Raw genomic sequence first — 21283 nt, 5'->3', positions numbered from 1 at the left:
CGACCTCGGGGGGACCGGGCGGGCGTCGCTCCCTGCGGACGGGTCGCCCGATGTGGTCCACGTCTCAGGCGTGGCGATGTGGCGTGCGCGACAGGTGGCGCCGCTAGGGTGCTGCGCGTGCGCGCCATCCGTCGGTTCACCGTCCGTCCTGTGCTCCCGGAGGTGCTCAAACCTCTGGGCGACCTCGCGCGGAACCTGCGCTGGTGCTGGAACACCGACACCCAGGACCTGTTCCGCTCGGTCGACCCCGACCTGTGGGAGACCAGCGGCCACGACCCGGTCAAGCTGCTGTCCGACGTCTCGGTCGAGCGCCTGGAGACGCTGAGCTCGGACAAGCGCTTCCTCAAGACCCTGCGCGTCGTCCAGGCCGACCTCGCGGACTACACGAGCGGCGACCTCTGGTACGCGGGCTTCGCGGCGGAGAACCCGTCGGCGCCCGTCGGCATCGCCTACTTCTCGCCGGAGTTCGGCATCACCGAGGTGCTGCCGCAGTACTCCGGCGGCCTCGGGATCCTGGCCGGCGACCACCTCAAGACCGCCTCGGACCTCGGCGTCCCGATCATCGGCGTCGGGCTGCTCTACCGGCAGGGCTACTTCCGCCAGTCGCTGAACGCGGCCGGCTGGCAGCAGGAGACCTACCCGCTGCTCGACCCGAACGCGCTGCCCCTGACCCTGCTGCACGAGGCCGACGGCTCGCCCGTCGTCGTCGACGTCCCGCTGGGCGGCGGCCGGGTGCTCGCCGCGCAGGTCTGGCTCGCCCAGGTCGGGCGCGTGCCCCTGCTGCTGCTCGACTCCGACGTGGAGCGCAACGCCGGGCCCGAGCGCGAGACCACCGACCGCCTGTACGGCGGCGGCACCGAGCACCGGCTGGCCCAGGAGACGCTGCTCGGCATCGGCGGTGTCCGCGCCGTCCGCGCGTACTGCCGGCTCACGGGCACGACGGCGCCGGAGGTCTACCACACCAACGAGGGGCACGCGGGCTTCCAGGGGCTCGAGCGGATCCGTGAGCAGGTCGTCGCCGGCGTCGACTTCGACACCGCGCTCGAGACCGCCCGTGCGGGCACCGTCTTCACCACGCACACCCCGGTCCCGGCCGGCATCGACCGCTTCCCGGTCGACCTCGTGCGCCACCAGTTCGCCGACTTCGGTCTCCCGCTCGAGCGCGTCATGGCGCTGGGCTCGGAGGACTACGACGGCGGCGACCACGGCGTGTTCAACATGGCCGTGATGGGCTTCCGGCTCGGCCAGCGCGCCAACGGCGTCTCGCTGCTGCACGGCGAGGTGTCGCGCGACATGTTCCAGGGGCTGTGGCGCGCCTTCGACACGAGCGAGGTGCCGATCACCTCGATCACCAACGGCGTGCACCACCTGACGTGGGTGCACCGCGACCTGCTCGCGCTGCTGGAGGCGCCCTCGGGCAGCACCAGCGAGACCGTGATCGACGGCTACGACTGGAACGGCCTGTCCGCGGTCGACGACAAGACCATCTGGAACCTCAAGCGCGGGATGCGCACCGAGCTGATCGCGTTCACGCGCAAGCGGCTCGCGGAGAGCAGCGCGAACCGCGGCCTGCCGACCGACTGGGTCTCCGGCGTGCTCGACCCCGACACCATCACGTTCGGCTTCGCCCGGCGCGTGCCGTCGTACAAGCGCCTCACCCTGATGCTGCGCGAGCCGGAGCGGCTCAAGGCGCTGCTGACGAGCAAGAAGCGGCCCATCCAGATCGTCATCGCCGGCAAGTCGCACCCCGCCGACGAGGGCGGCAAGGCGCTCATCCAGCAGATGGTGCAGTTCGCGGACGACCCCGAGGTCCGCGACCGGATCGTCTTCCTGCCCGACTACGACATCGGCATGGCCAAGCCGCTCTACCCCGGCTGCGACGTGTGGATGAACAACCCGCTGCGCCCGTACGAGGCGTGCGGCACGTCCGGCATGAAGGCCGCCCTGAACGGCGCCGCCAACCTGTCGATCCTCGACGGCTGGTGGGACGAGTGGTACGACCCGGCCTTCGGCTGGGAGATCCCGTCCGCCGAGGGCGTCACCGGCGACCAGCGTGACGACCTCGAGGCGAAGTCGCTCTACGAGATCATCGAGAACGAGATCGTCCCGCGCTTCTACGACCGCGACTCGCACGGCTACCCCAAGCGCTGGATCCAGATGATCCGCGAGACGGTCGCCGGGCTCGGCCCGAAGGTCCTGGCCTCGCGCATGGTCCGCGACTACGTGACGCACCTCTACGCCCCCTCGGCCGCGTCGAGCCGCTCGCTCGCCGAGGAGACCGGTGGTCCCGAGGCCCTCGCCGAGTGGAAGCGCAAGGTCCGCGACGCCTGGGGCGGCGTGGTCGTCGACCACGTCCAGTCCCTCGACGGCGACCAGGTCGAGGTCGGCACCGGCATCCACGTCAGCGCGACCGTGCGGCTGGGTTCGCTCTCGCCGGAGGACGTGGAGGTGCAGCTCGTCACGGGCCGCGTGGGTTCCGACGACCAGCTCCGCGAGGCCCGGATCACCCCGTTCCCCGCCGGCGAGGACCTCGACAACGGCCTCCGCCGCTACGAGGGGACCGTCCAGGCCCGGAGGGCGGGTTCGATCGGCTACACCGTCCGCGTCGTCCCCCACCACCCCCTCCTCGTGAGCACCGCGGAGATGGGCCTCGCCGCCCTCCCCACCGGCCTCTCCAACCCGCCCTCCGCCTAGGGGTTCGCCGGGGCGGAGTTCGCCGCCTGGTCCGCTCTCTCCCTTCCCCGGCGGCCCGCCACTCGGGTCACAGGACTTTCACGTTTACGTGAAAGACCGGTACTGAGCACGGCAGATCTGCCGTGCTCAGTACGAGACTTCTGTTCTCAGTGGCGTCGGGCGCGCCAGCGGCACCGGTCTGCGGTCGCTGTGCGCCGTCGGCCGAGCGCTCCCACGAGTCACAGGACTTTCACGTTTACGTGAGAGACGGTACTGAGCACGGCAGATCTGCCGTGCTCAGTACAAGACTTCTGTTCTCAGTGGCGCCGGAGACGGGCGCGGCTAGCGGTCGGGGTGCCGGGCCGGAGGCGTACGGCGGCCGGCGGCTGACCGAGCGTCAGCTGGCGACGCGGACGTACAGGCGCCGCGACTGCTCGAGCTCGTGCTGGAGCTTTGCCATGCGGCGCCCGGTGGAGCCGGGCTGCACCTCGGACCACACGAAGCGGGACATGCCGCACGCCGTCGCCCGCATCTCGTCCTCGCGCGTCTTCTCCCGCACCACGGCCTGGGTGTCGGTCTCGCCCTCGCGCAGCAGCCGCTGGTACTTGATCCGCCCGTCGAACTCCCCGAGCAGGCGGAACTGCTCCCAGTAGAAGTCGGCCCGCCCGATCAGGCGGCCGCGGTGGTCGACCACGTCGCGCTGGAGCGCGGGTGCGGGGATGCCATGACGGAAGCAGGCCATCCGGGTGAGCGACTCGCCGGGCGACTCGGACTCTCCACGCGCCAGCCGGAGGGCGAGCCTCGCGGTGCGAGAGTGAGGCTGGGCCAGCGAAGCCGCAGCGACGCGGGCGAGCGGCAGGGCGAGCTCGGGGTGCTGGTGCAACGCCGAGTCGGCCGTGACCACCCCGCCCTCGAGCTCGGACAGCAGCGCGGTCTGCCACACGGCGTCCTGCGCGCTCACGACCAGGACCTGGTCGCGGACCTCGACGCCCAGAGCGACCGCGGAGCCGAGGCGGTGGTGCACGACACCGCTCTCCCGTCGCGCGGATCCTGCGTCGAGACGAGCGAGGTGCACGGTCTCGAGGTCGTGCCCGAACACGTCGTAGCCGCGGAAGAGAGCGGCGCTCGGGCCGGCGAGCGCCACCCGACCGCGCTGCTGCGCCAGGCATGCCCGCGCCAGCAGGACGTGCCGACCCGCCTCGTCGAGGTCGGCGACGACGTGGGCGAGGGCGTACGCGCCGTAGCGGAGGCGTACGAGCACGCCTGACCGGAGGGCGGCGTGCAGCGTCTGGTCGGTCTCGCCGTGCGCGAGTGCCTCGCCACGGGTGACGTAGCCGCGTCGGGTGAGCAGGCTGGTGAGGTGGTCCACGCCGGAAGGATGGTGACGGATCCCGATTCGTGCCGGAACTCCACAGGCGCCGCGACGCGCGGCGACGCGTTTGTGGACAACCACTGACCACGGAAGTTGCGTGCTGTGCACGGCAGATCTGCCGTGGTCAGCACCGGTCTTTCACGTAAACGTGAAAGACCTGAGCAAGGTGAGGCGCAGGAGCAGGTGAGCCCGGGGCGCTCGGGGTGACGTGGCGGAGCCAGACCCCTACGAGCCCTCGGAACCCTCCTCGCGGTACGGGGTGGCGTTGGTGAGGAGGTGGTCGAGCTGGTCGGCCGTGGCGGGGTCGCGGAACCGGCTCAGGCGGTGGGAGCCGTCGCAGAGGGGCTTCAGGCGGGAACGGCCGCAGCGGCAGAGGGCGACGACCGTACGGTCGTGGTCGATCGTGCGGCCGTCGGCCGAGCGGAGGTGGGCGGGTCCGCGCAGGAGGAGGGGGCCGTCGGGGCAGACCGTGACGGTGACGTCCTCGCCGAACTCCTCGAGGGCGCTCACGCGGTCACCCCGGCCTCGTCGCGCAGGCTGCTGAGGCCGGCGTCCCAGCGGCCGAGGAGGTGGTCGGCGAAGACGGAGTCGGCGTACGCGGCGCAGCGCGCGCCGAACAGGACGTCCCCGGCGAGCGCCGGCTCGGAGCGGGCCAGGCCGGCGGCGAGGTCGTGCAGGGCGATCTGCTCGTGGACGGCGTCGGCAACGACGTGCTCGTCGAAGAACCGGGCCGCCTGCTCGCCGCCGCCGAGGCGACGGTGCCCGCGGGCGTAGCGCGCGTTCGGGACCGACGAGGACATCTCGAACGCGGCCAGGTGCCCGACGAGCGCGCCGCGCCAGCGCCGGTGCAGGCCGAACAGGGAGATGAGGTTCGTCGCGAGCAGCGTGACGCCCGGGACCCGCTCGAGGTGGTGGCCGTACGTCGTGTCGATCTCCCAGTCGGCGAGCAGCGCCCGGAACAGCTGCGCGTGCATCGCGGCGGGGACGCCGCCGCCGTACTCGTCGGCCTGGATGGTGATCATCGCGCCCTTGACCGCCCCGCTGAGCCGGGGGATCGCCCAGCTGTGCGGGTCGGCCTCCTTGAGGTGGTAGAGCGAACGGTGCACGAGGAACTCCGCGAACTGCTCCCGGCTCGCCCGCCGCATCAGGTACTTGGACAGCGACGGCTCGCCGTCGGCCTCGGCCAGCGCGGTCAGGCCGTCGACCACCTGCGCGACCGGGTCGCCCGCGAGGCCCGCGTCCGGCTCGCCCGCACCTTCGGACGACGAAGACTCCTGAGAAGCGAGGTCCGACGGCACCGCGAGCCGTAGGCCGGCCACGAGCTGGTCCTCCCAGCGGGCGCGGGCCCAGAGCAGCTCGGGGTGCCACTCCCACCGCTCGTCGACGCCGGCCAGGCCGCGGTAGTGCAGCTCGTACGCCAGCCACAGCGCCAGCTGGAGGTCGTCGTCGGTCGGCGCGTCGGCCGCCTCGCCGTCCCAGCCCAGGTGACGCAGGTCGATGCTGCGCGAGGGGTCGCGCCGGATCGCGGTCAGCAGCGCGGCCGAGACGGGCCCGCGCGGGGCCGGGAGCGGGGCGGGGCCGTCGGCGCGGTCAGGGTCGGCCACGGACGCGGGTACGGCTGCGACCGGCACGAACGGGATGGGCGCGGCGCCGGGCCGGACAAGCGGCGCGGCGGGCGTGGGATCGGTACGGACGGGGTCGTCGATGACGGTCACGGTGCTCCTCCGGTGGAGGGCGAGGCGACGTGCCTCACCCGTGCACCCGACGCGTGCTGCTACACACCGGTTACGGAGAAGTTACCGCCGCGCGTCGGCGTACGGTTGCGCGACGACGCGAACTTCACCCCTAGGGGTGGATTGTTGCGGCTGCCGCATGGGCGACCGCCTCGTCGAGCGCCTGCGCCGCCGCCGGCTCGAAGCGGGGGATCGACACGAAGCCGTGCACGGCCTCCGGGTAGAGCACCGTCCGCACGGGCACGCCCGCACGGTCGAGGGCGGCCGCGTACGCCAGGGCGTCGTCGCGCAGCGGGTCCAGGCCCGCCGCGACCACGAGCGCCGGCGGCAGGTCCGCGTGGTCCGCGGCGCGCAGCGGGCTCACCCGCGGGTCGTCGGGGAGGATCGAGTGCGGGAGCCCCTGCGGCACGTACTGGCGGCCGTACCAGTCGACCGCCGCCTTGTTCAGGACGGGCGCGTCGACCATGGCGAGCGCGGAACCGGTCGTCATCGTGAGGTCGGTCGAGGGGTAGATCAGCACCTGGCCGACGAGCCCGGGCGCGTCCGGGTCCGCGCGGCGCCGGTCGCGCAGGGCGAGGGTCACGAGCGCGGCCAGGTTGCCCCCGGCGCTCTCGCCGACGACCACCGCGCGCGTGGGGTCGGCGCCCCAGCGCCCGGCGTGGTCGAGCAGCCACGACGTCGCCGCCCAGGCGTCCTCGTACGGCGCGGGCGCCGGGTGCTCGGGGGCGAGGCGGTAGTCGACCGACACGACGACGGCGCCCACCCGGTCGGCGAGCTGCCCGCAGAGCCAGTCGGCGCCGCTGAGGTTGCCGAAGACGAAGCCGCCGCCGTGCAGGTTGACCAGCAGCGGCAGCGGCCCGACGGCCTGCCGGGGGCGGTAGACCCGGACCGGCACGGCGTACGGGGTGGTCGGCAGGACGTCGTCGAGCAGCTCGATGCCGCGCGACACGGAGCCGAGCACGACGTGGGCGAGCGGCTTCGGCAGCTCGCTGCGGACGCGGCGCAGGTAGGCCGGCGTCGGCGGGTCCGGGCGCGGCAGGCGGCGTCCGGCGGTGGTCAGCAGCCTCGTGCGGCGGTTCACGGCCCTCCCGGTAGCGGCGGTCAGTCGACCTGCAGGACCACGACCGTACGTCCGGGGAGGCGCAGCGAGGTGCCGGCCGGGATCTTCTCGATCGGCAGCTCGCCCTCCTCGCCGGTGTGCGCGACGACCGTGTAGGTGTCGGCCCAGCCGCCGTCGGGGAGCTCGACGTGCACCTCGTCGGCGCCGCCGTGGAACCAGACCAGGAAGGCCTCGTCGTGGTCCCGGTTCGGGGCGTCGTGAGCCAGGTAGACGCCGAGCGTGCGGCGGTGCGGGTCCTGCCAGTCGTCGGCGGTCATCTCGCCGCGGCCGCCGCCGAACCACGCCAGGTTCTTGCGCCCGGTCGGGTGGTTGGTGGTGTCGACCAGCTGCTCGCCGTGCCGGAACGTCGTCCGCCGGAACACCAGGTGCTCGGCCCGCAGGGTCAGCAGGCGGCGTGTCAGGTCGGTCAGCCCGGTCCAGCCGTCGCCGGTGTCCCAGTGCACCCAGGAGGTGGGGGAGTCCTGGCAGTAGGCGTTGTTGTTGCCGCCCTGGGTCCGCCCGAGCTCGTCGCCGGCGACGACCATCGGCACCCCGGCCGCCAGCGCGAGCGTGGCCATGAGGTTCTTGGCCTGCCGGCGCCGCATCGCGTTGATGCCGGCGTCGTCGGTCTCACCCTCGACGCCGCAGTTCCACGAACGGTTGTCGTCGGTGCCGTCGCGGTTGGACTCGCCGTTGCCGCCGTTGTGCTTGACGTCGTAGGTGACGAGGTCGCGCAGGGTGAAGCCGTCGTGCGCGGTGACGTAGTTGACGGTGGCGCTGACCGGACGGTTGTCGTGGTCGAAGACGTCCGGAGAACCCACCAGGCGCTGGCCCAGCTCGGACACCCCGTGGGTGTTGCCGCGCCAGAAGTCGCGCACGTAGTTGCGGAACCGGTCGTTCCACTCGCTCCAGCCGTCGCCGAACGCCCCGACCTGGTAGCCGTACGGGCCCACGTCCCACGGCTCGGCGATCAGCTTCACCTGGCTGAGCACGGGGTCCTCGCGCAGGGCCTGCTTGAAGGGGTGCTCCTGGTCGACGTGGTGGAGGTCGTCGCGCAGCAGCGTGGTGACGAGGTCGAAGCGGAAGCCGTCGACGCCCATCTCGGTGACCCAGTAGCGCAGCGAGTCGAGCACCAGGCGCAGCACGCCGGGCTCGGAGGTGTCGACCGAGTTGCCGCAGCCGGTGACGTCGTAGTCGTTGCGCCGGTCGGCGGTGAGCCGGTAGTAGCCGAGGTGGTCCAGCCCCCGGAACGACAGCGTCGGACCCTCGTGGCCGCCCTCGCCCGTGTGGTTGTAGACGACGTCGAGGATGACCTCGATGCCGGCGTCGTGCAGCGCGGAGACCATCTGCTTGAACTCGTCGACCTGCTGCCCGAGCGTGCCGACCGACCCGTACGCGGAGTGCGGCGCGAAGAAGCCGAGCGTGTTGTAGCCCCAGTAGTTCGAGAGGCCACGCGAGATGAGGAAGGGCTCGGAGACGAACTGGTGCACGGGCAGCAGCTCGACCGCGGTGACGCCGAGGGACTTGAGGTGGGCGACGACGGCCGGGTAGGCGAGGCCCGCGTACGTGCCGCGCAGGTGCTCGGGGACGAGCGGGTGCAGCCGGGTGAAGCCCTTGACGTGCAGCTCGTAGACGACGCTGTCGCCCAGCGGGACCGGAGCGGCGACGGGTCGCGGCGGCGGGGTGTCGCGGACGACGACGCTCAGCGGCACCGAGCCCGACGAGTCCTCCGGGCTGGGCACGAAGTCCGACGACGCGACGTGGTCGAGGATCGGGCCGGAGTAGTCGACGCCGCCGGTGATGGCGCGGGCGTACGGGTCGAGCAGGAGCTTGGCCGGGTTGAAGCGCTCGCCGTTGGCCGGGTCCCACGCGCCGTGCACGCGGTAGCCGTAGCGCTGCCCGTCGCCGACGCCGGGCACGAAGACGTGCCACACGCCGTCGGCGGACCGGTGCATCTCGTGGTTGACCTGGCTGCGGTCGGCGTGGACGAGCGCGAGCTCGACGCGGGTGGCCCGGGGGGCCCAGAGCGCGAAGGCGGCGCCGCCGTCGACGAGGTGCGCGCCGAGCATGGACGTGTCGCCGGGCACCGGCAGCGAGATCGTCATCGAGCCTCCTCAGGACGCTGCGCGCCGGTCCTCGTGGAGGGACCAGCCGGCGCAGCACCGCGCGCGGAAGCCGCGCGGGCCTGCTCATCATGCCTGGTTCGTTGGCTCCGCGCGTCCGGTCGTGACCACTTCCCGGCCGACTTGGTGCCCGGCTTACCCGCGCTCCCGTGCGGCAAACCCGGACCGTCGAACTGAGACGATCGCCACAATATTTTCAGGCTATAGACCTGCGGCCACCGCCGGGCTTACGTTGCCCGAGCCCCGCGGGAACTCCTCCGGCCCGGGCGCCCTACCCCCTCCACCACTCGGGAGCTCCATGCACCTCCGCTCGAGGCGAGCACGCCTGCTCGTCGCCGCGTCGACCCTGCTCGTCCCGGCCAGCCTGCTGGCCACCGTCCAGACCGCGTCCGCGGCCCCGACGGGCACGGTGGCCATCACGTCCACGCTGCCCCGCTGGCTGCCCAAGACCAAGGCCCGGGTCGCCGCCGCGGCACCCGACGCCAAGGCCGACAAGACACTGTCCGTCAAGGTCTTCCTCACGCCGAAGGGCGGCTCCGACGCCCTGGCCAAGGCAGCCCTCGCGGTCTCGACCCCGGGCTCGGCCGGCTACGGCCAGTTCCTGACGGCCGACCAGTTCCACGCCTCGTACGCCCCGACGGCCGCGTCCGAGCAGGCAGTCCGCTCCTACCTCGCGGGCAAGGGCCTCACGGTCTCGGGCACCGCGCCGTTCCGCCGCTACGTCACCGCCTCGGGCACCGTCGCCCAGCTGGACAAGGCGTTCAACGTCGAGCTCAAGTCGTTCAGCCACCTCGGCCAGAAGGTCGTCGCACCCACCACGGCCGCGGCGCTCCCGGCCAAGGTCGCCAGCGCGGTGCTGACCGTCGACGGTCTCGACACCACGCAGGTCAAGATGTCCCGCCACGCGGCGACGGAGCCGCCCGCCGGCTTCAAGAACGCCCGCCCGTGCAGCCGCTACTACGGCCAGGTCGCGGCCTCCAAGCAGGCCGACTTCAAGACCCCGCTGCCGCAGTTCAAGGACACGACGCTCAGCTACGCGCCCTGCGGCTACACCGGCCCGCAGTACCGCGCGGCGTACGAGGGCGACACCTCGCTCACCGGCGCCGGCACCACGGTCGCCATCACCGACGCCTACCGCTGGCAGCTCATCGCGAGCGACGCCGAGAAGTACGCGGCGCAGCACGGCGACGGCAGCTACGCCCCCGGCCAGCTGACCGAGAACCTGCCGGCGAGCTACAACAACGAGGACCTCTGCGACCCCTCCGGCTGGAGCGGTGAGGAGACCCTCGACGTCGAGGCCGTCCACGCCATGGCCCCGGGTGCGAACATCCGCTACTACGCCTCGTCCAGCTGCTTCGACGACGACTTCCTCGACACCCTCGCTCGGGTGACCGACGAGGGCGTCGCGCAGGTCGTCTCCAACTCGTGGGGCGACGCGGGCGAGGTCACCTCGTCCGACGCGGTCGCCGCGTACGAGTCGGTCTTCCAGCAGGCCGCCCTGCAGGGCATCAGCGTCCTGTTCTCCTCCGGCGACAACGGCGACGAGGTCGCCAACACCGGTCTGAAGCAGGCCGACTACCCGGCGACCGAGCCGTTCGTCACCGCCGTCGGCGGCACCGCGACGGGCATCGGCGCCGACGGCTCGCGCGTCTTCGACACCGGCTGGGGCACCCGCACCTACTCGCTGGCCAAGGACGACAAGTCCTGGACCCCGGGCGGCTACCTCTACGGCGCGGGCGGCGGCGTCTCGTCGCTGTTCAACCAGCCGTCCTACCAGCGCGGCGTCGTGGCGTCGCAGCTGGCGAACGGCCGGGCCGTGCCGGACGTCGCCATGGACGCCGACCCGCAGACGGGCATGCTCATCGGGCAGACCCAGAAGTTCTCGGACGGCACCTACTACTCCGAGTACCGCATCGGCGGCACCAGCCTCGCCAGCCCGCTGCTGGCCGGCATGACCGCGCTCGCCGTGCAGAACAACCAGGGCCGGGGCTTCGGGCTGCTCAACCCGGTCATCTACAAGAAGTCGGGCCTCGTCGACGACGTGCTGCCGGTCAAGGCGCCGAACTGGGGCGTCGTCCGCGTGAACTACGTCAACAGCGAGAACGCCGACGACGGGCTGTCCTACATCGTCCGGACCTTCGGCCAGGACGCCTCGCTCCCGACGAGCAAGGGCTGGGACCAGGTGACGGGGCGCGGTGTCCCGAACACCTCGTTCCTCAAGCTGACCACCCCGGCGCCGACGACCGCGGCGGTCGCCAAGCGCTGAGCACGAGGGCATGACCGGGGCCTCCGCCCCGGGCAGGTGATCACCAGGAGGGGCGTCGCGCGAGCGGCGCCCCTCCTGCCGTCCGGTGCCCGTGCTGGTGCCGCTGACCCGCTCGCCGGGGTGGCTGGCCCCTCAAGTTACCCACGGGTAACGTCGGCGCCGTGAAGATCGTCGTCTGCGTCAAGCACGTCCCCGACGCGAGCGCCGACCGGGTCTTCGCGGACGACCTGACGGTCGACCGCGAGGGGACCGACGGTCTGCTCTCCGAGCTCGACGAGTACGCCGTCGAGCAGGCCCTGCGCCTCGCCGACGAGGGCGACGACGTCGAGGTCACGGTCCTGACCGTCGGACCCGAGGACGCCACGGCAGCCCTCAAGCGGGCGCTGCAGATGGGCGCCGGTGCCGGCGTCCACGTGCTCGACGACGCGCTGCACGGCACCGACGTCATCGGCACCAGCACCGTGCTGGCCGCGGCCGTGCGCAAGGCGGGCGCCGACCTCGTCGTGTGCGGCATGTCCTCCACCGACGGCGCCATGGGCGTCCTGCCGGCGATGCTCGGCGAGCGGCTCGGCTGGCCCACGGCGACGTACGCGGGCCACCTCGCCGTGGCCGACGGCCACGCCACGATCATGCGCGAGGACGACACCGCCCGGCTGACCGTCGAGGTCGACCTGCCGGCCGTGGTCAGCGTGACCGACCAGTCGGGGGAGGCGCGCTACCCCTCGATGAAGGGCATCCTCGCCGCGAAGAAGAAGCCCGTGCAGACCTGGGACCTGGACGACCTCGGCCTCGACCCCGCCGACGTGGGGCTCGACGCCGCGTGGACCCGCGTGGTCGACGCGGAGCCGCGGCCGGCCCGTGGTGCCGGGGAGGTCGTGACGGACACCGGGGGTTCCGGGGCTGCGGCGGTCCTGGAGTTCCTGCACGCCGGCCGCTACGCCTGACGCCGCCCGGACACCCGCCGCCCGCCGCCCCAGAGCTCGAGGAGAGCGCATGCCCACCGTCCTGGTCCTCGCCACGTTCGCGGACGCCGTCCCGACCCGCCCGGCCCTCGAGCTGCTGACCCTGGCCCGCCGGGTCGGCGACCCGGTGGCCGTCGTGCTCGACGCGGTCGACGAGGCCGCGGCCGCGATCCTGGCGGCGCACGGGGCGACCCGGGTGCTGAGCGTGCAGGACGCCGCGTTCGACGCCTACCTCGTCGCGCCCAAGGCGGAGGCGCTGGACCAGGTCGCCGCGGCGGTCGCGCCCTCGACCGTCCTGCTGACCTCGGGCGTCGAGGCCAAGGAGGTCGCCGGGCGGCTCGCCGTGCGGCTCGGGGCGAGCCTGGTGACCGACGCCGTCGACCTCGACGCCGACGGCACGGTCACGAAGTCCGTGCTCGCCGGTGGCTGGACCACCCGGTGCCACGGGGGCCGCGACGTCGCCGTGGTCACGGTCAAGCCGAACTCGGTGACGCCCGAGCCCGTCGCGCCCGGCGCCACGGTCGCGGTGGAGACGTTCGCGGTGGTCGTCTCGGACGCGGCGAAGGGTGCCCGGATCACGTCGCGCGACGCCCGGGTGGCCAGCGGACGCCCCGGCCTGACCGAGGCACGCATCGTCGTGTCCGGCGGTCGTGGCACCGGCGGCGACTTCGCCGAGGTCGAGGCCCTGGCCGACGCGCTCGGCGCCGCGGTCGGCGCCTCCCGGGCCGCGGTGGACGCCGGCTGGTACCCGCACGCCTACCAGGTCGGCCAGACCGGGACGACCGTCTCGCCCCAGCTCTACGTCGCCGCCGGCATCTCGGGCGCGATCCAGCACCGCGCCGGCATGCAGACCTCCAAGGCGGTCCTGGCCGTCAACTCCGACGCGGAGGCCCCGATCTTCGCCCTCGCCGACCTCGGCGTGGTCGGCGACCTCCACGAGGTCCTCGACGCCGTCGTCGAGGGCCTGAAGGCCGACGAGCAGTAACCCCCCCCCTCACCTTCCCCGCCCCCTCCTGCGCAACCCAGTCGTTCTGCTTGACCACTGGTCGGTCCGGCAGCTTCTCAGGCCCGCAAGAAGGCCCGGAGCGACCACTGGTCGCCAGGTTCGGGCGTCCGGGTCCCAGGAGCAGACTGGTGCCATGCGGGCGTACCTGGATCATGCGGCGACCACGCCCATGCGGGCGGAGGCGGTGGCGGCGGTCTCGGCCGAGCTGACCCGGACCGGCAACCCGTCGTCGGTGCACGGTTCCGGGCGGGCGGCCCGCCGGGTCGTCGAGGACGCGCGCGAGCTGGTGGCGCAGCGGCTGGGGGCCGAGCCGGCCGAGGTGGTCTTCACCGGCGGCGGCACGGAGGCGGACAACCTGGCGGTCAAGGGCGCCTACTGGGCGCGTCGGGACGGGGACCGCCGCGACGTCCTGGTCAGCGCGATCGAGCACCACGCGGTCGGCGACGCGGCCCTCTGGCTCGCGCAGACCCAGGGGGCTCAGGTCACGCTGCTCGACGTCGACGCGACCGGCCTCCTCGACCTGGGCGCGTACCGCGCCGCGCTCGGACCGCGTACGGCGGTGGTGTCGGTGATGTGGGCCAACAACGAGGTCGGCACGGTGCAGCCCGTCGCCGAGGTCGCCCGGGAGGCCCGGGCCGTGGGCGCGGTCGTGCACAGCGACGCCGTGCAGGCCGTGGGGCACGTGCCCGTGCACTTCGGGCGCAGCGGGCTCGACCTGCTCACCCTCACCGCGCACAAGCTCGGCGGCCCGGTCGGCATCGGCGCCCTGCTGGCCCGTCGGTCGACCGCACTGACGTCGGTCCAGCACGGCGGCGGGCAGGAGCGCGACGTCCGCTCCGGCACGCTCGACGTGGTCGGCGCCGCCGGGTTCGCGGCGGCCGTGGACGTGGCCGTGGCGACGCTCGAGGCCGAGGCCGTACGGGAGGCCGCGCTGCGCGAGGAGCTCTTCGACCGGATCCGCACGGCCGTCCCCGACGCGGTGCGGCACGGGGCGTCGGCCGCGGACCCGGCGGCCGGGCTGCCCGGCGTGCTCAGCGTCGGCCTGCCCGGGGCGCCCGGGGACGCGGTCGTCATGCTCCTCGACGCGGCCGGCGTGGACGCGTCCACGGGCTCGGCCTGCTCGGCCGGCGTCACCGCACCCAGCCACGTGCTGACCGCGCTGGGCGTGGGGGAGGACGAGGCCCGCAGCGTGGTCCGGTTCTCCCTGGGCCACACCACGACCCGGGCCGACCTCGAGCGGGTGACGGCCGTCCTGCCCGACGTCGTCGCCCGGGCGCGGGCGTCGGCCGCGTACGTCTGACGCCACTAAACTCACGAGTCGTCGGGTACGAGCTGAGGGGACGGTCGGGATGAGGGTGCTGGCCGCCATGTCCGGAGGTGTGGACTCGGCCGTGGCCGCGGCGCGCGCGGTCGACGCGGGTCACGACGTGACCGGGGTCCACCTCGCGCTGTCGAAGAACCCGCAGTCCTTCCGCAGCGGCGCCCGCGGGTGCTGCTCGCGCGAGGACGCGCACGACGCCCGGCGCGCCGCCGACCGGCTGGGGATCCCCTTCTACGTCTGGGACCTGTCGGACCGCTTCGCGGCGGACGTGGTGGACGACTTCGTGGCCGAGTACGCCGCCGGGCGCACCCCGAACCCCTGCCTGCGCTGCAACGAGAAGATCAAGTTCTCCGCCGTGCTCGAGCGCGGCCTCGCCCTCGGCTTCGACGCCGTCTGCACCGGCCACTACGCGCGGCTGGAGGGCGGGGAGCTGCACCGGGCGGTCGACGAGGCCAAGGACCAGTCGTACGTCCTCGGCGTCCTGACCGCGCACCAGGTCGCGCACAGCTGGTTCCCGCTGGGCACCTCGACCAAGACCGAGGTCCGGGCCGAGGCCGCCGCCCGCGGGCTGTCGGTCGCGGCCAAGCCGGACAGCCACGACATCTGCTTCATCCCCGACGGCGACACCGCCGGCTTCCTCGACGCGCGGCTGGGCACGCGGCCCGGCGCGGTCGTCGACCTCGACGGCACCCGCGTCGGCGAGCACGAGGGGACGCACCACTTCACCGTCGGGCAGCGCCGCGGGCTCCGGCTCGGCGTGCCCGCCGCCGACGGCAAGCCGCGCTTCGTCCTCGACGTCACCCCGGTCACCGGCACGGTCACGGTCGGTCCGCGCGAGGCGCTGGACGTGACGCGGCTGTCGGGCGTCCGCCCGACCTGGACGGGTCCGGTGCCCGAGGGCTCCTGGCGCGGGCTGGTGCAGGTGCGCGCGCACGGCACCCCCGTGCCCGCCACCGTCGAGCTGCGCACGTCCCCGGGCCAGGCGGACGAGCTGGTCGTCGAGACCGACGAGCCGCTGTCCGGCGTCGCGCCCGGGCAGGCGGTCGTCTGCTACGACGGCACCCGCGTCGTCGGCAGCGCCACGATCGCCGTCACGCGTCCGGCGCTGGTCCCGTGAGCGAGGCCGCGGTACCCGTCGCGGACGTCACCGGGCTGGCCGACCGCCGTCCGTCCTCGGTGCTGTGGACCGGCGTCGGTTCCTGGCCCGGCACGGACATGGGCGGCGCGGTGCGGACGGCGTTCGCCGAGTGCCCCGACCTGCCCTACCTGCCCGAGCTCCCGGCCCGCGGCCCGGGCGCGCAGCTCGTCGGTCGGGGTGCGGCGCTGATGTCCGGGCTCGCGGTCGACCTGCAGCCGGCGGGCTGGCGGCTGGCCGACGCGCCCAACCGCGACGCGCGGCAGGCCCGTTCGCTTCTGCGGCAGGACCTCGACGACCTCGAGGAGGTCGCGCAGGGCTACGTCGGACCGGTCAAGGTCTCGGTGGCCGGTCCGTGGACCCTCGCTGCCGCCCTCGAACGTCCCCGTGGCGACCGGGTCGTCGCCGACCACGGTGCCCGCCGCGACGTCGTGCAGTCGTTGACCGAGGGGATCGGCGCGCTGGTCGACGAGCTCCGTCGCCGGCTGCCCGACGTGGAGCTCGTGGTCCAGCTCGACGAACCGTTGCTGCCCGCGGTCCTGACCGGCAGCCTGAGCACGGCCAGCGGCTTCTCCCGGCACCGTTCCGTGGACCGGCCGGAGGTGGCGGAGGCGTACGACGCGCTGGTCGCCCACCTCGCCGCGACCGGTCCCGTCGGCGCCGCCGCCGTCCCGGTCGTCGTGCACTGCTGCGCCCCGGGGGCGCCCGTGCGGCTGCTCCGCGAGGTCGGGGTCGTCGGCGTGGCGCTCGACCTCGGGCGGATGGGCACCGGGACGTGGGACGAGGTCGGCGAGGGTCTCGCCGAGGGGCTGTGGTTCGGCGCGGGTGCGCTGCCGACCGACGTGGCCGGCCCGCTGCCCACGCCGGACGCCGTCGCCACCCGGGTGCTCGCCCGGCTGGACGACCTGGGGCTCGACGCCGAGGCGGGGCTGCGTACGGCCCTCACGCCCGCGTGCGGGCTCGCGGGCTTCGAGCCCGCCGGGGCGCTCGCCGCCCTCCGGGTGCTGCGCTCCGCGGCCGACATCGTGACCGACCGGCTGCTCGGCTGAGGCCACATCATGTGGGGGACGACCCCCACACCCCCGCATGGGTTCCACTCGCTGGCGCTCCCGGAACCCGGCGGAGGCGGCCACCTGGCCGAGACCGGCTGCGGCATGATGACCGCGTGGCCCAGATCCGACAGCTCCGCATCGTCGCGACCCTCCTCTTCGCCTTCGCGGTCGCCCAGGCGGGACTCGGGTCGGGCTACCTCGACGGCGTGCAGCCGCTGCTCATCGCCCACGCGACCAACGCCTTCGCCGTGCTGGTGCTGGCCGTCATCGGCGCGGTCCTCGGCGCGGCCCTGCGCAAGGCGGGCCGCCCGTCGTGGACGCTGTGGATGCCGGTCGGCATCATCGTCGCGATCGCCGTGCAGATGATGCTCGGCTTCGCCGGCATCAGGGGCCTGCACGTCTTCCTCGGCGTGCTGATCCTCTGCACCGTCACCGCCTACTGCTCCTACTCCTGGCGCCTCCGGCTGCCCGAGGGCGGCGCGACCGCGACGGCCGCGCCGACCTCCGCCTGAGCCGACCGCCGGGTCTCCCCGGCGGCCGGGTCCCGGCGCCGCGTCAGTAGCCCACGGGCTTGGACGTCACCTCGAGCCAGCTCCGGAAGAACCAGCCCAGGTCCTGGTCGCTGACCTGCTCCGCCAGGGCGACGAACTGGCTCGTCCGCACCGACTTCCCCTTCTGCCGCCTGGCCCAGGTGCTCAGCAGGGTCTGCATCTTCTCGTCACCGATCCGGTGCCGCAGGGCCTCCAGCGTCAGGCCGCCCCGGACGTAGACGGGGTCCCCGAAGAGGTCCGCCGGGTCCTCCAGCGCGTTCGGCGCGGGCTTCCACAGGTCCGACGACGTGTCGTTGGCGTCGTACACCTTCCGGAAGGCCTGCCACGTGGTCGGGCCGCCGTGCTCGGACGCCCAGTTCGCCTCGGCGTAGGTCGCGAAGCCCTCGTTCAGCCAGATGTCGCCCCAGTCGCGCGGGGTGACCGAGTCACCGAACCACTGGTGCGCGAGCTCGTGCACCAGGGTCGCGTCGTCGGGCACGCCGTCGAAGAACGGCCGGCTCTGCGTCTCCAGCGCGTAGCCGACGCCGAGGTCCTGGATGACCATGCCGGTGCCGTCGAAGGGGTAGCGGCCGTACTGCTGCTCGCTGAACCGCAGCACCTTCGGCAGCAGCGCCCGCTGCGCCGCGGCCTTGCCCAGCGAGGGCTGGACGAACGTCCAGGCGCTGATCGTGCGGCCGTGCTGCAGCTTGACCTTCGAGCGGTAGACGTCGAAGTCGCCGATCGCCACGAGCGAGAGGTAGGTCGCCATCGGCTGGCGCTGCCGCCACGTCCAGGTGGTCTTCCCGTGCTTCGTCGTGCGGCTCCGCAGCACCCCGTTGGCGGCGGCGGCCAGGTCCTTCGGAACGGTGAGGGCGACGTCGAACGAGGCCTTGTCGCGCGGGGTGTTGTTGTTCGGGAACCAGGTCTGCGCGCCGACGGGCTCCGACAGCGCCGTCGCCCCGGTCGTGCTCGGGACCCAGCCGTCCTGCGCCCCGTCGGGGTCGATGTGGGTCACGGGGCGCCCGTGGTAGCCGACGACGACGGTGAACCGCTTGCCGGTCGGCCGCGCCGGGGTGACGAGCAGCTTGGTCCCGGTGCGGGTGAAGGTCGCCGTACGCCCCTCGACGCGGACGCGGTCGACGGTCAGGCCCTCGAGGTCGAGCGAGAACGACGACAGCTTCTTCTTCGCCGTCGCCTCGATGGTCGTCGTCGCCTTCACGGAGCCGTCCGCCGCGTACGCCAGCGCGATGCCGTAGTGCTTGACGTCGTAGCCCGTGTTCCCGATCTCGCCGAACAGGGAGTCGTGGACCGTCGTGCCGCCGGCGACCGTGCCCGGCGCCGCGGCCTTCGCGGGAGCCTGGGCGACGACCGGGGCGGCGGTCGCCGTCGTCGGCGCGAGCGGCAGCAGCGTCACGGCGAGCGCGCCTGCGCCGAGACGGGCCGCCCAGCGGCTGAGGGGAGGATGCATCCGTGCTCCTTGGTTCGTCGGCCGCGCGTCCGTCCCGACGAGCGCGGGTCCGGTCCTGACGGCGCGCGTCACGCTAGTTCCCGGCACCGACAGGCGCCAGCCCCGGTCGGGCGTGCGTCCGGGACGACGAGCAGCCCGCTCCGGGGAGCGGCCGGCCCGGGCCCTCCCTCAGGAGGCGTCGTCCTCCGACGCCTCTTCCGCGAACGCGCCAGGACCCTCGGCCAGGAGCCGGCGGAAGCCCGCTGCATCGAGCTGCGGTGTGCCGAAGGCTTCCGCCTTGGTCAGCTTCGAGGCGCCCGGGCTCTCCCCGACGACGACGAAGGCGGTCCGCTTGGAGACGGTCGAGGCGGCCTTGCCGCCGGCGGCCACGATCGCCTCGGCCGCCTCCTCGCGGCTGAAGCCCTCGACGGTGCCGGTGACGACGACCGACAGTCCCGCCAGCAGGCCGGCGGGTGCCGTCGGCGTCGCCTGCGGTCCGGGGTGGTCCGGGATCGCGAGCCGCACGCCCGCCGCGGCCCAGCGGTCCACGATGGCGACGTGCCAGTCGACGGCGAACCAGTCGACCAGCGCGTCGGCGATGATCGGCCCGACGCCGTCGACGGCGGCGAGCTCCTCCCGCGAGGCGGCCCGGATCGCGTCGACCGACCCGAAGTGCTGCGCGAGCGCCCGTGCGGCGACCGGCCCGACGTGCCGGATCGACAGCGCGACGAGGTAGCGCCACAGGTCCTTGGTCTTCGCGACCTCGAGGTTCTTCAGCAGCTCTTCCGCCTGCTTGGACGGGAACCGCGCGTCGGCGTCGAGCGGGGCGCCCGCCTCGCGCGCCGCACGTCGCTCGGCCGCGCTGGCGTTGCGCTGGAAGGGGGCGAGCCGCTTCTCGGTGCCGTCCTCGGCGAGGCGGGGCAGACCGGTCTCGGGGTCCCGCGGCACGACGCGGATCGGCAGCAGGTCGTCCATCGTCAGGTCGAACAGGCCCGACTCGTCGACGAGCGGCGGCGTACGCGGTGCGAAGGGCTGCGTGAGCGCCGCGGCGGTCACCTCGCCGAGGGCCTCGACGTCGAGCGCGCCGCGGGAACCGATGTGCTCCACCCGCCCGCGGACCTGCGCCGGGCAGCTGCGCGCGTTCGGGCAGCGGAGGTCGACGTCGCCCTCCTTCGCCGGCCTGAGGGGGGTGTCGCACTCGGGGCAGCGCTCCGGCATCACGAAGGCGCGCTCGGAGCCGTCGCGGAGCTCGATGACCGGGCCGAGCACCTCGGGGATCACGTCCCCGGCCTTGCGGAGCACGACCGTGTCGCCGATCAGGACGCCCTTCTGCTTCACCACGTCCTGGTTGTGCAGGGTCGCCTGCCGCACCTCGGAGCCGGCGACGAGGGCTTTCTCCATCACCGCGAACGGCGTCGCCCGTCCCGTACGGCCGATCGAGACGACGATGTCGAGCAGCCTGGTGCGCACCTCCTCGGGCGGGTACTTGAACGCGGTGGCCCAGCGCGGCGAGTGGCTCGTCGCGCCGAGGGCGACGTGCAGGTCGAGGTCGTCGACCTTGACGACGATGCCGTCGATCTGGTGCTCCACCGACGCGCGCTCGGCGCGGTAGTGCTCGATGAAGGCCCAGACCTCGTCGACCGTGTCGAGGACGCGGTAGTGGGTGGAGGTCGGAAGGCCCCACGTCGCGAGCAGCTCGTACACCTGGCTCTGGGCGGTGACCGGGCCGGTGGGCACCGACTCCGCGCGCTCGATCTGCTCGACCGGCCAGGCCCCGACGCCGTGCACGAGCATGCGCAGACCGCGGATCCGCGCCTCCATCAGCGCCAGCCGCTCCGGGCTCTTGCCCTCCGCCTTCTGCCGCAGCGACCCGGACGCGGCGTTGCGCGGGTTGGCGAAGAGCCGTTCCCCGGCGGCGGCCTGCCGCGCGTTCAGGGCGTCGAAGTTCGCGACCGGGAAGAAGATCTCGCCCCGCACCTCGACGAGGTCGGGGTGCCCGGACCCGGCGAGCCGCAGCGGGATCGACCCCATGGTGCGGACGTTCGGGGTGACGTCCTCGCCGGTGACGCCGTCGCCGCGGGTGGCGGCGGAGGTGAGCACGCCGCGCTCGTAGCGCAGGTTGATCGCGAGGCCGTCGATCTTGAGCTCCGACAGCCACCGCACCGGCGCGTCCGGCGCACGCTTCGCGGCGTCGCGCTGCGCGCGGGCGGCCCACTCGTCGAGCTCGCCCCGGCTGAAGACGTTGTCGAGCGAGAGCATCGGCTCGCGGTGCACGACGGGCGCGAACAACGCGGTCTCCGGCGCGCCGCCCACGGTCTGCGTCGGGCTGTCGGGCCGCAGCAGCCCGGGGTGCTGCTCCTCGAGCGACTGGAGGCGCCGGACGAGGTCGTCGTACTCCGCGTCCGAGGCCGTCGACTGGTCGCCCTCGTAGTACTCGTGCCGCAGGCGGTTGATCCGACCGGTGAGGTCGGCGACCTCCTTCGCTGCCTCGTCAGACGCGGAGACCACGGTGTCGGACATCCCGTGAGTTTAGAGGCGGCCGGGCGCCCGCCGACGTGGGCGCG

The 21283-nt window shown here is 73.6% G+C and carries 15 protein-coding genes; 8 read left to right on the top strand and 7 right to left on the bottom strand.

What is annotated here, in order from left to right; translation table 11 throughout:
• The first annotated feature begins 117 nt into the window (after positions 1-117).
• The gene (gene glgP / locus ABD665_RS03590; RefSeq protein ID WP_204912196.1) at positions 118-2694 is read left to right on the top strand and encodes an alpha-glucan family phosphorylase; all 2577 of its coding nucleotides are present in this window, start codon (positions 118-120) and stop codon (positions 2692-2694) included.
• Positions 2695-3070: 376 nt separating this feature from the next.
• Here glgP and ABD665_RS03585 read toward each other — a convergent pair whose 3' ends face one another.
• The 5 genes from ABD665_RS03585 to glgX all read right to left on the bottom strand — a co-directional run bounded on the left by ABD665_RS03585 (position 3071) and on the right by glgX (position 8982).
• Positions 3071-4042, bottom strand: a complete 972-nt coding sequence (locus ABD665_RS03585) for a type IV toxin-antitoxin system AbiEi family antitoxin domain-containing protein (RefSeq protein WP_204912197.1) — start codon at positions 4040-4042, stop codon at positions 3071-3073.
• 228 nt (positions 4043-4270) lie between these two features.
• The gene (locus tag ABD665_RS03580) at positions 4271-4555 is read right to left on the bottom strand and encodes a CDGSH iron-sulfur domain-containing protein (RefSeq protein ID WP_204912198.1); all 285 of its coding nucleotides are present in this window, start codon (positions 4553-4555) and stop codon (positions 4271-4273) included.
• On the bottom strand, positions 4552-5760 hold the full coding sequence (locus ABD665_RS03575; protein ID WP_344741079.1) for an iron-containing redox enzyme family protein: 1209 nt from the start codon (positions 5758-5760) through the stop codon (positions 4552-4554). The genes ABD665_RS03580 and ABD665_RS03575 overlap by 4 nt, the downstream gene beginning before the upstream one ends.
• A 130-nt stretch (positions 5761-5890) precedes the next feature.
• Positions 5891-6859, bottom strand: a complete 969-nt coding sequence (locus tag ABD665_RS03570) for an alpha/beta hydrolase fold domain-containing protein (RefSeq protein WP_204912199.1) — start codon at positions 6857-6859, stop codon at positions 5891-5893.
• A gap of 20 nt (positions 6860-6879) precedes the next feature.
• A complete protein-coding gene (gene glgX, locus ABD665_RS03565) occupies positions 6880-8982 on the bottom strand; it encodes a glycogen debranching protein GlgX (RefSeq protein ID WP_204912200.1) in 2103 nt (700 codons plus the stop codon).
• Between the two features lie 316 nt (positions 8983-9298).
• Here glgX and ABD665_RS03560 point away from each other — a divergent pair, with 316 nt between their 5' ends.
• From ABD665_RS03560 to ABD665_RS03530, 7 genes are all read left to right on the top strand, one after another.
• Positions 9299-11266 (top strand): protease pro-enzyme activation domain-containing protein, encoded by a 1968-nt coding sequence (locus tag ABD665_RS03560; RefSeq protein WP_204912201.1) that lies wholly within the window; start codon positions 9299-9301, stop codon positions 11264-11266.
• 161 nt (positions 11267-11427) lie between these two features.
• Positions 11428-12210 carry an electron transfer flavoprotein subunit beta/FixA family protein gene (locus ABD665_RS03555; protein ID WP_204912202.1) on the top strand — a complete coding sequence of 261 codons (783 nt, stop codon included), beginning with the start codon at positions 11428-11430 and terminating at the stop codon, positions 12208-12210.
• Positions 12211-12259: 49 nt separating this feature from the next.
• The gene (locus ABD665_RS03550) at positions 12260-13213 is read left to right on the top strand and encodes an FAD-binding protein (protein WP_204912203.1); all 954 of its coding nucleotides are present in this window, start codon (positions 12260-12262) and stop codon (positions 13211-13213) included.
• Between the two features lie 154 nt (positions 13214-13367).
• On the top strand, positions 13368-14534 hold the full coding sequence (locus tag ABD665_RS03545) for an aminotransferase class V-fold PLP-dependent enzyme (RefSeq protein WP_204912204.1): 1167 nt from the start codon (positions 13368-13370) through the stop codon (positions 14532-14534).
• Between the two features lie 49 nt (positions 14535-14583).
• Positions 14584-15672 (top strand): tRNA 2-thiouridine(34) synthase MnmA, encoded by a 1089-nt coding sequence (mnmA, locus tag ABD665_RS03540; protein ID WP_204912205.1) that lies wholly within the window; start codon positions 14584-14586, stop codon positions 15670-15672.
• The gene (locus tag ABD665_RS03535) at positions 15669-16739 is read left to right on the top strand and encodes a uroporphyrinogen decarboxylase/cobalamine-independent methonine synthase family protein (RefSeq protein ID WP_344741074.1); all 1071 of its coding nucleotides are present in this window, start codon (positions 15669-15671) and stop codon (positions 16737-16739) included. The genes mnmA and ABD665_RS03535 overlap by 4 nt, the downstream gene beginning before the upstream one ends.
• Positions 16740-16855: 116 nt before the next feature.
• Positions 16856-17254 carry a hypothetical protein gene (locus ABD665_RS03530; protein WP_204912206.1) on the top strand — a complete coding sequence of 133 codons (399 nt, stop codon included), beginning with the start codon at positions 16856-16858 and terminating at the stop codon, positions 17252-17254.
• 43 nt (positions 17255-17297) lie between these two features.
• On the opposite strand, the gene ABD665_RS03525 is transcribed toward ABD665_RS03530, so the two are convergent.
• Both ABD665_RS03525 and ligA read right to left on the bottom strand, forming a co-directional pair.
• Positions 17298-18740, bottom strand: coding sequence for a M1 family aminopeptidase (locus tag ABD665_RS03525; RefSeq protein WP_204912207.1), 1443 nt, complete (start codon positions 18738-18740; stop codon positions 17298-17300).
• A gap of 168 nt (positions 18741-18908) precedes the next feature.
• Positions 18909-21239, bottom strand: coding sequence for an NAD-dependent DNA ligase LigA (ligA, locus tag ABD665_RS03520; RefSeq protein ID WP_204912208.1), 2331 nt, complete (start codon positions 21237-21239; stop codon positions 18909-18911).
• Positions 21240-21283 lie beyond the last annotated feature (44 nt).

Origin of the sequence: Microlunatus spumicola, from assembly GCF_039536445.1 — a bacterium.
Taxonomy (GTDB): Bacteria; Actinomycetota; Actinomycetes; order Propionibacteriales; family Propionibacteriaceae; genus Microlunatus; species Microlunatus spumicola.
This window is presented reverse-complemented; position numbering and strand designations above follow the sequence as displayed.

What these genes read in the sequence shown, in the direction of transcription:
- glgX (WP_204912200.1), bottom strand. Translation starts at nt 8,982, where the DNA reads ATGACGATCTCGCTGCCGGTGCCCGGCGACACGTCCATGCTCGGCGCG.
- ABD665_RS03560 (WP_204912201.1), top strand. Translation starts at nt 9,299, where the DNA reads ATGCACCTCCGCTCGAGGCGAGCACGCCTGCTCGTCGCCGCGTCGACC.
- ABD665_RS03550 (WP_204912203.1), top strand. Translation starts at nt 12,260, where the DNA reads ATGCCCACCGTCCTGGTCCTCGCCACGTTCGCGGACGCCGTCCCGACC.
- ABD665_RS03545 (WP_204912204.1), top strand. Translation starts at nt 13,368, where the DNA reads ATGCGGGCGTACCTGGATCATGCGGCGACCACGCCCATGCGGGCGGAG.
- mnmA (WP_204912205.1), top strand. Translation starts at nt 14,584, where the DNA reads ATGAGGGTGCTGGCCGCCATGTCCGGAGGTGTGGACTCGGCCGTGGCC.
- ABD665_RS03525 (WP_204912207.1), bottom strand. Translation starts at nt 18,740, where the DNA reads ATGCATCCTCCCCTCAGCCGCTGGGCGGCCCGTCTCGGCGCAGGCGCG.
- ligA (WP_204912208.1), bottom strand. Translation starts at nt 21,239, where the DNA reads ATGTCCGACACCGTGGTCTCCGCGTCTGACGAGGCAGCGAAGGAGGTC.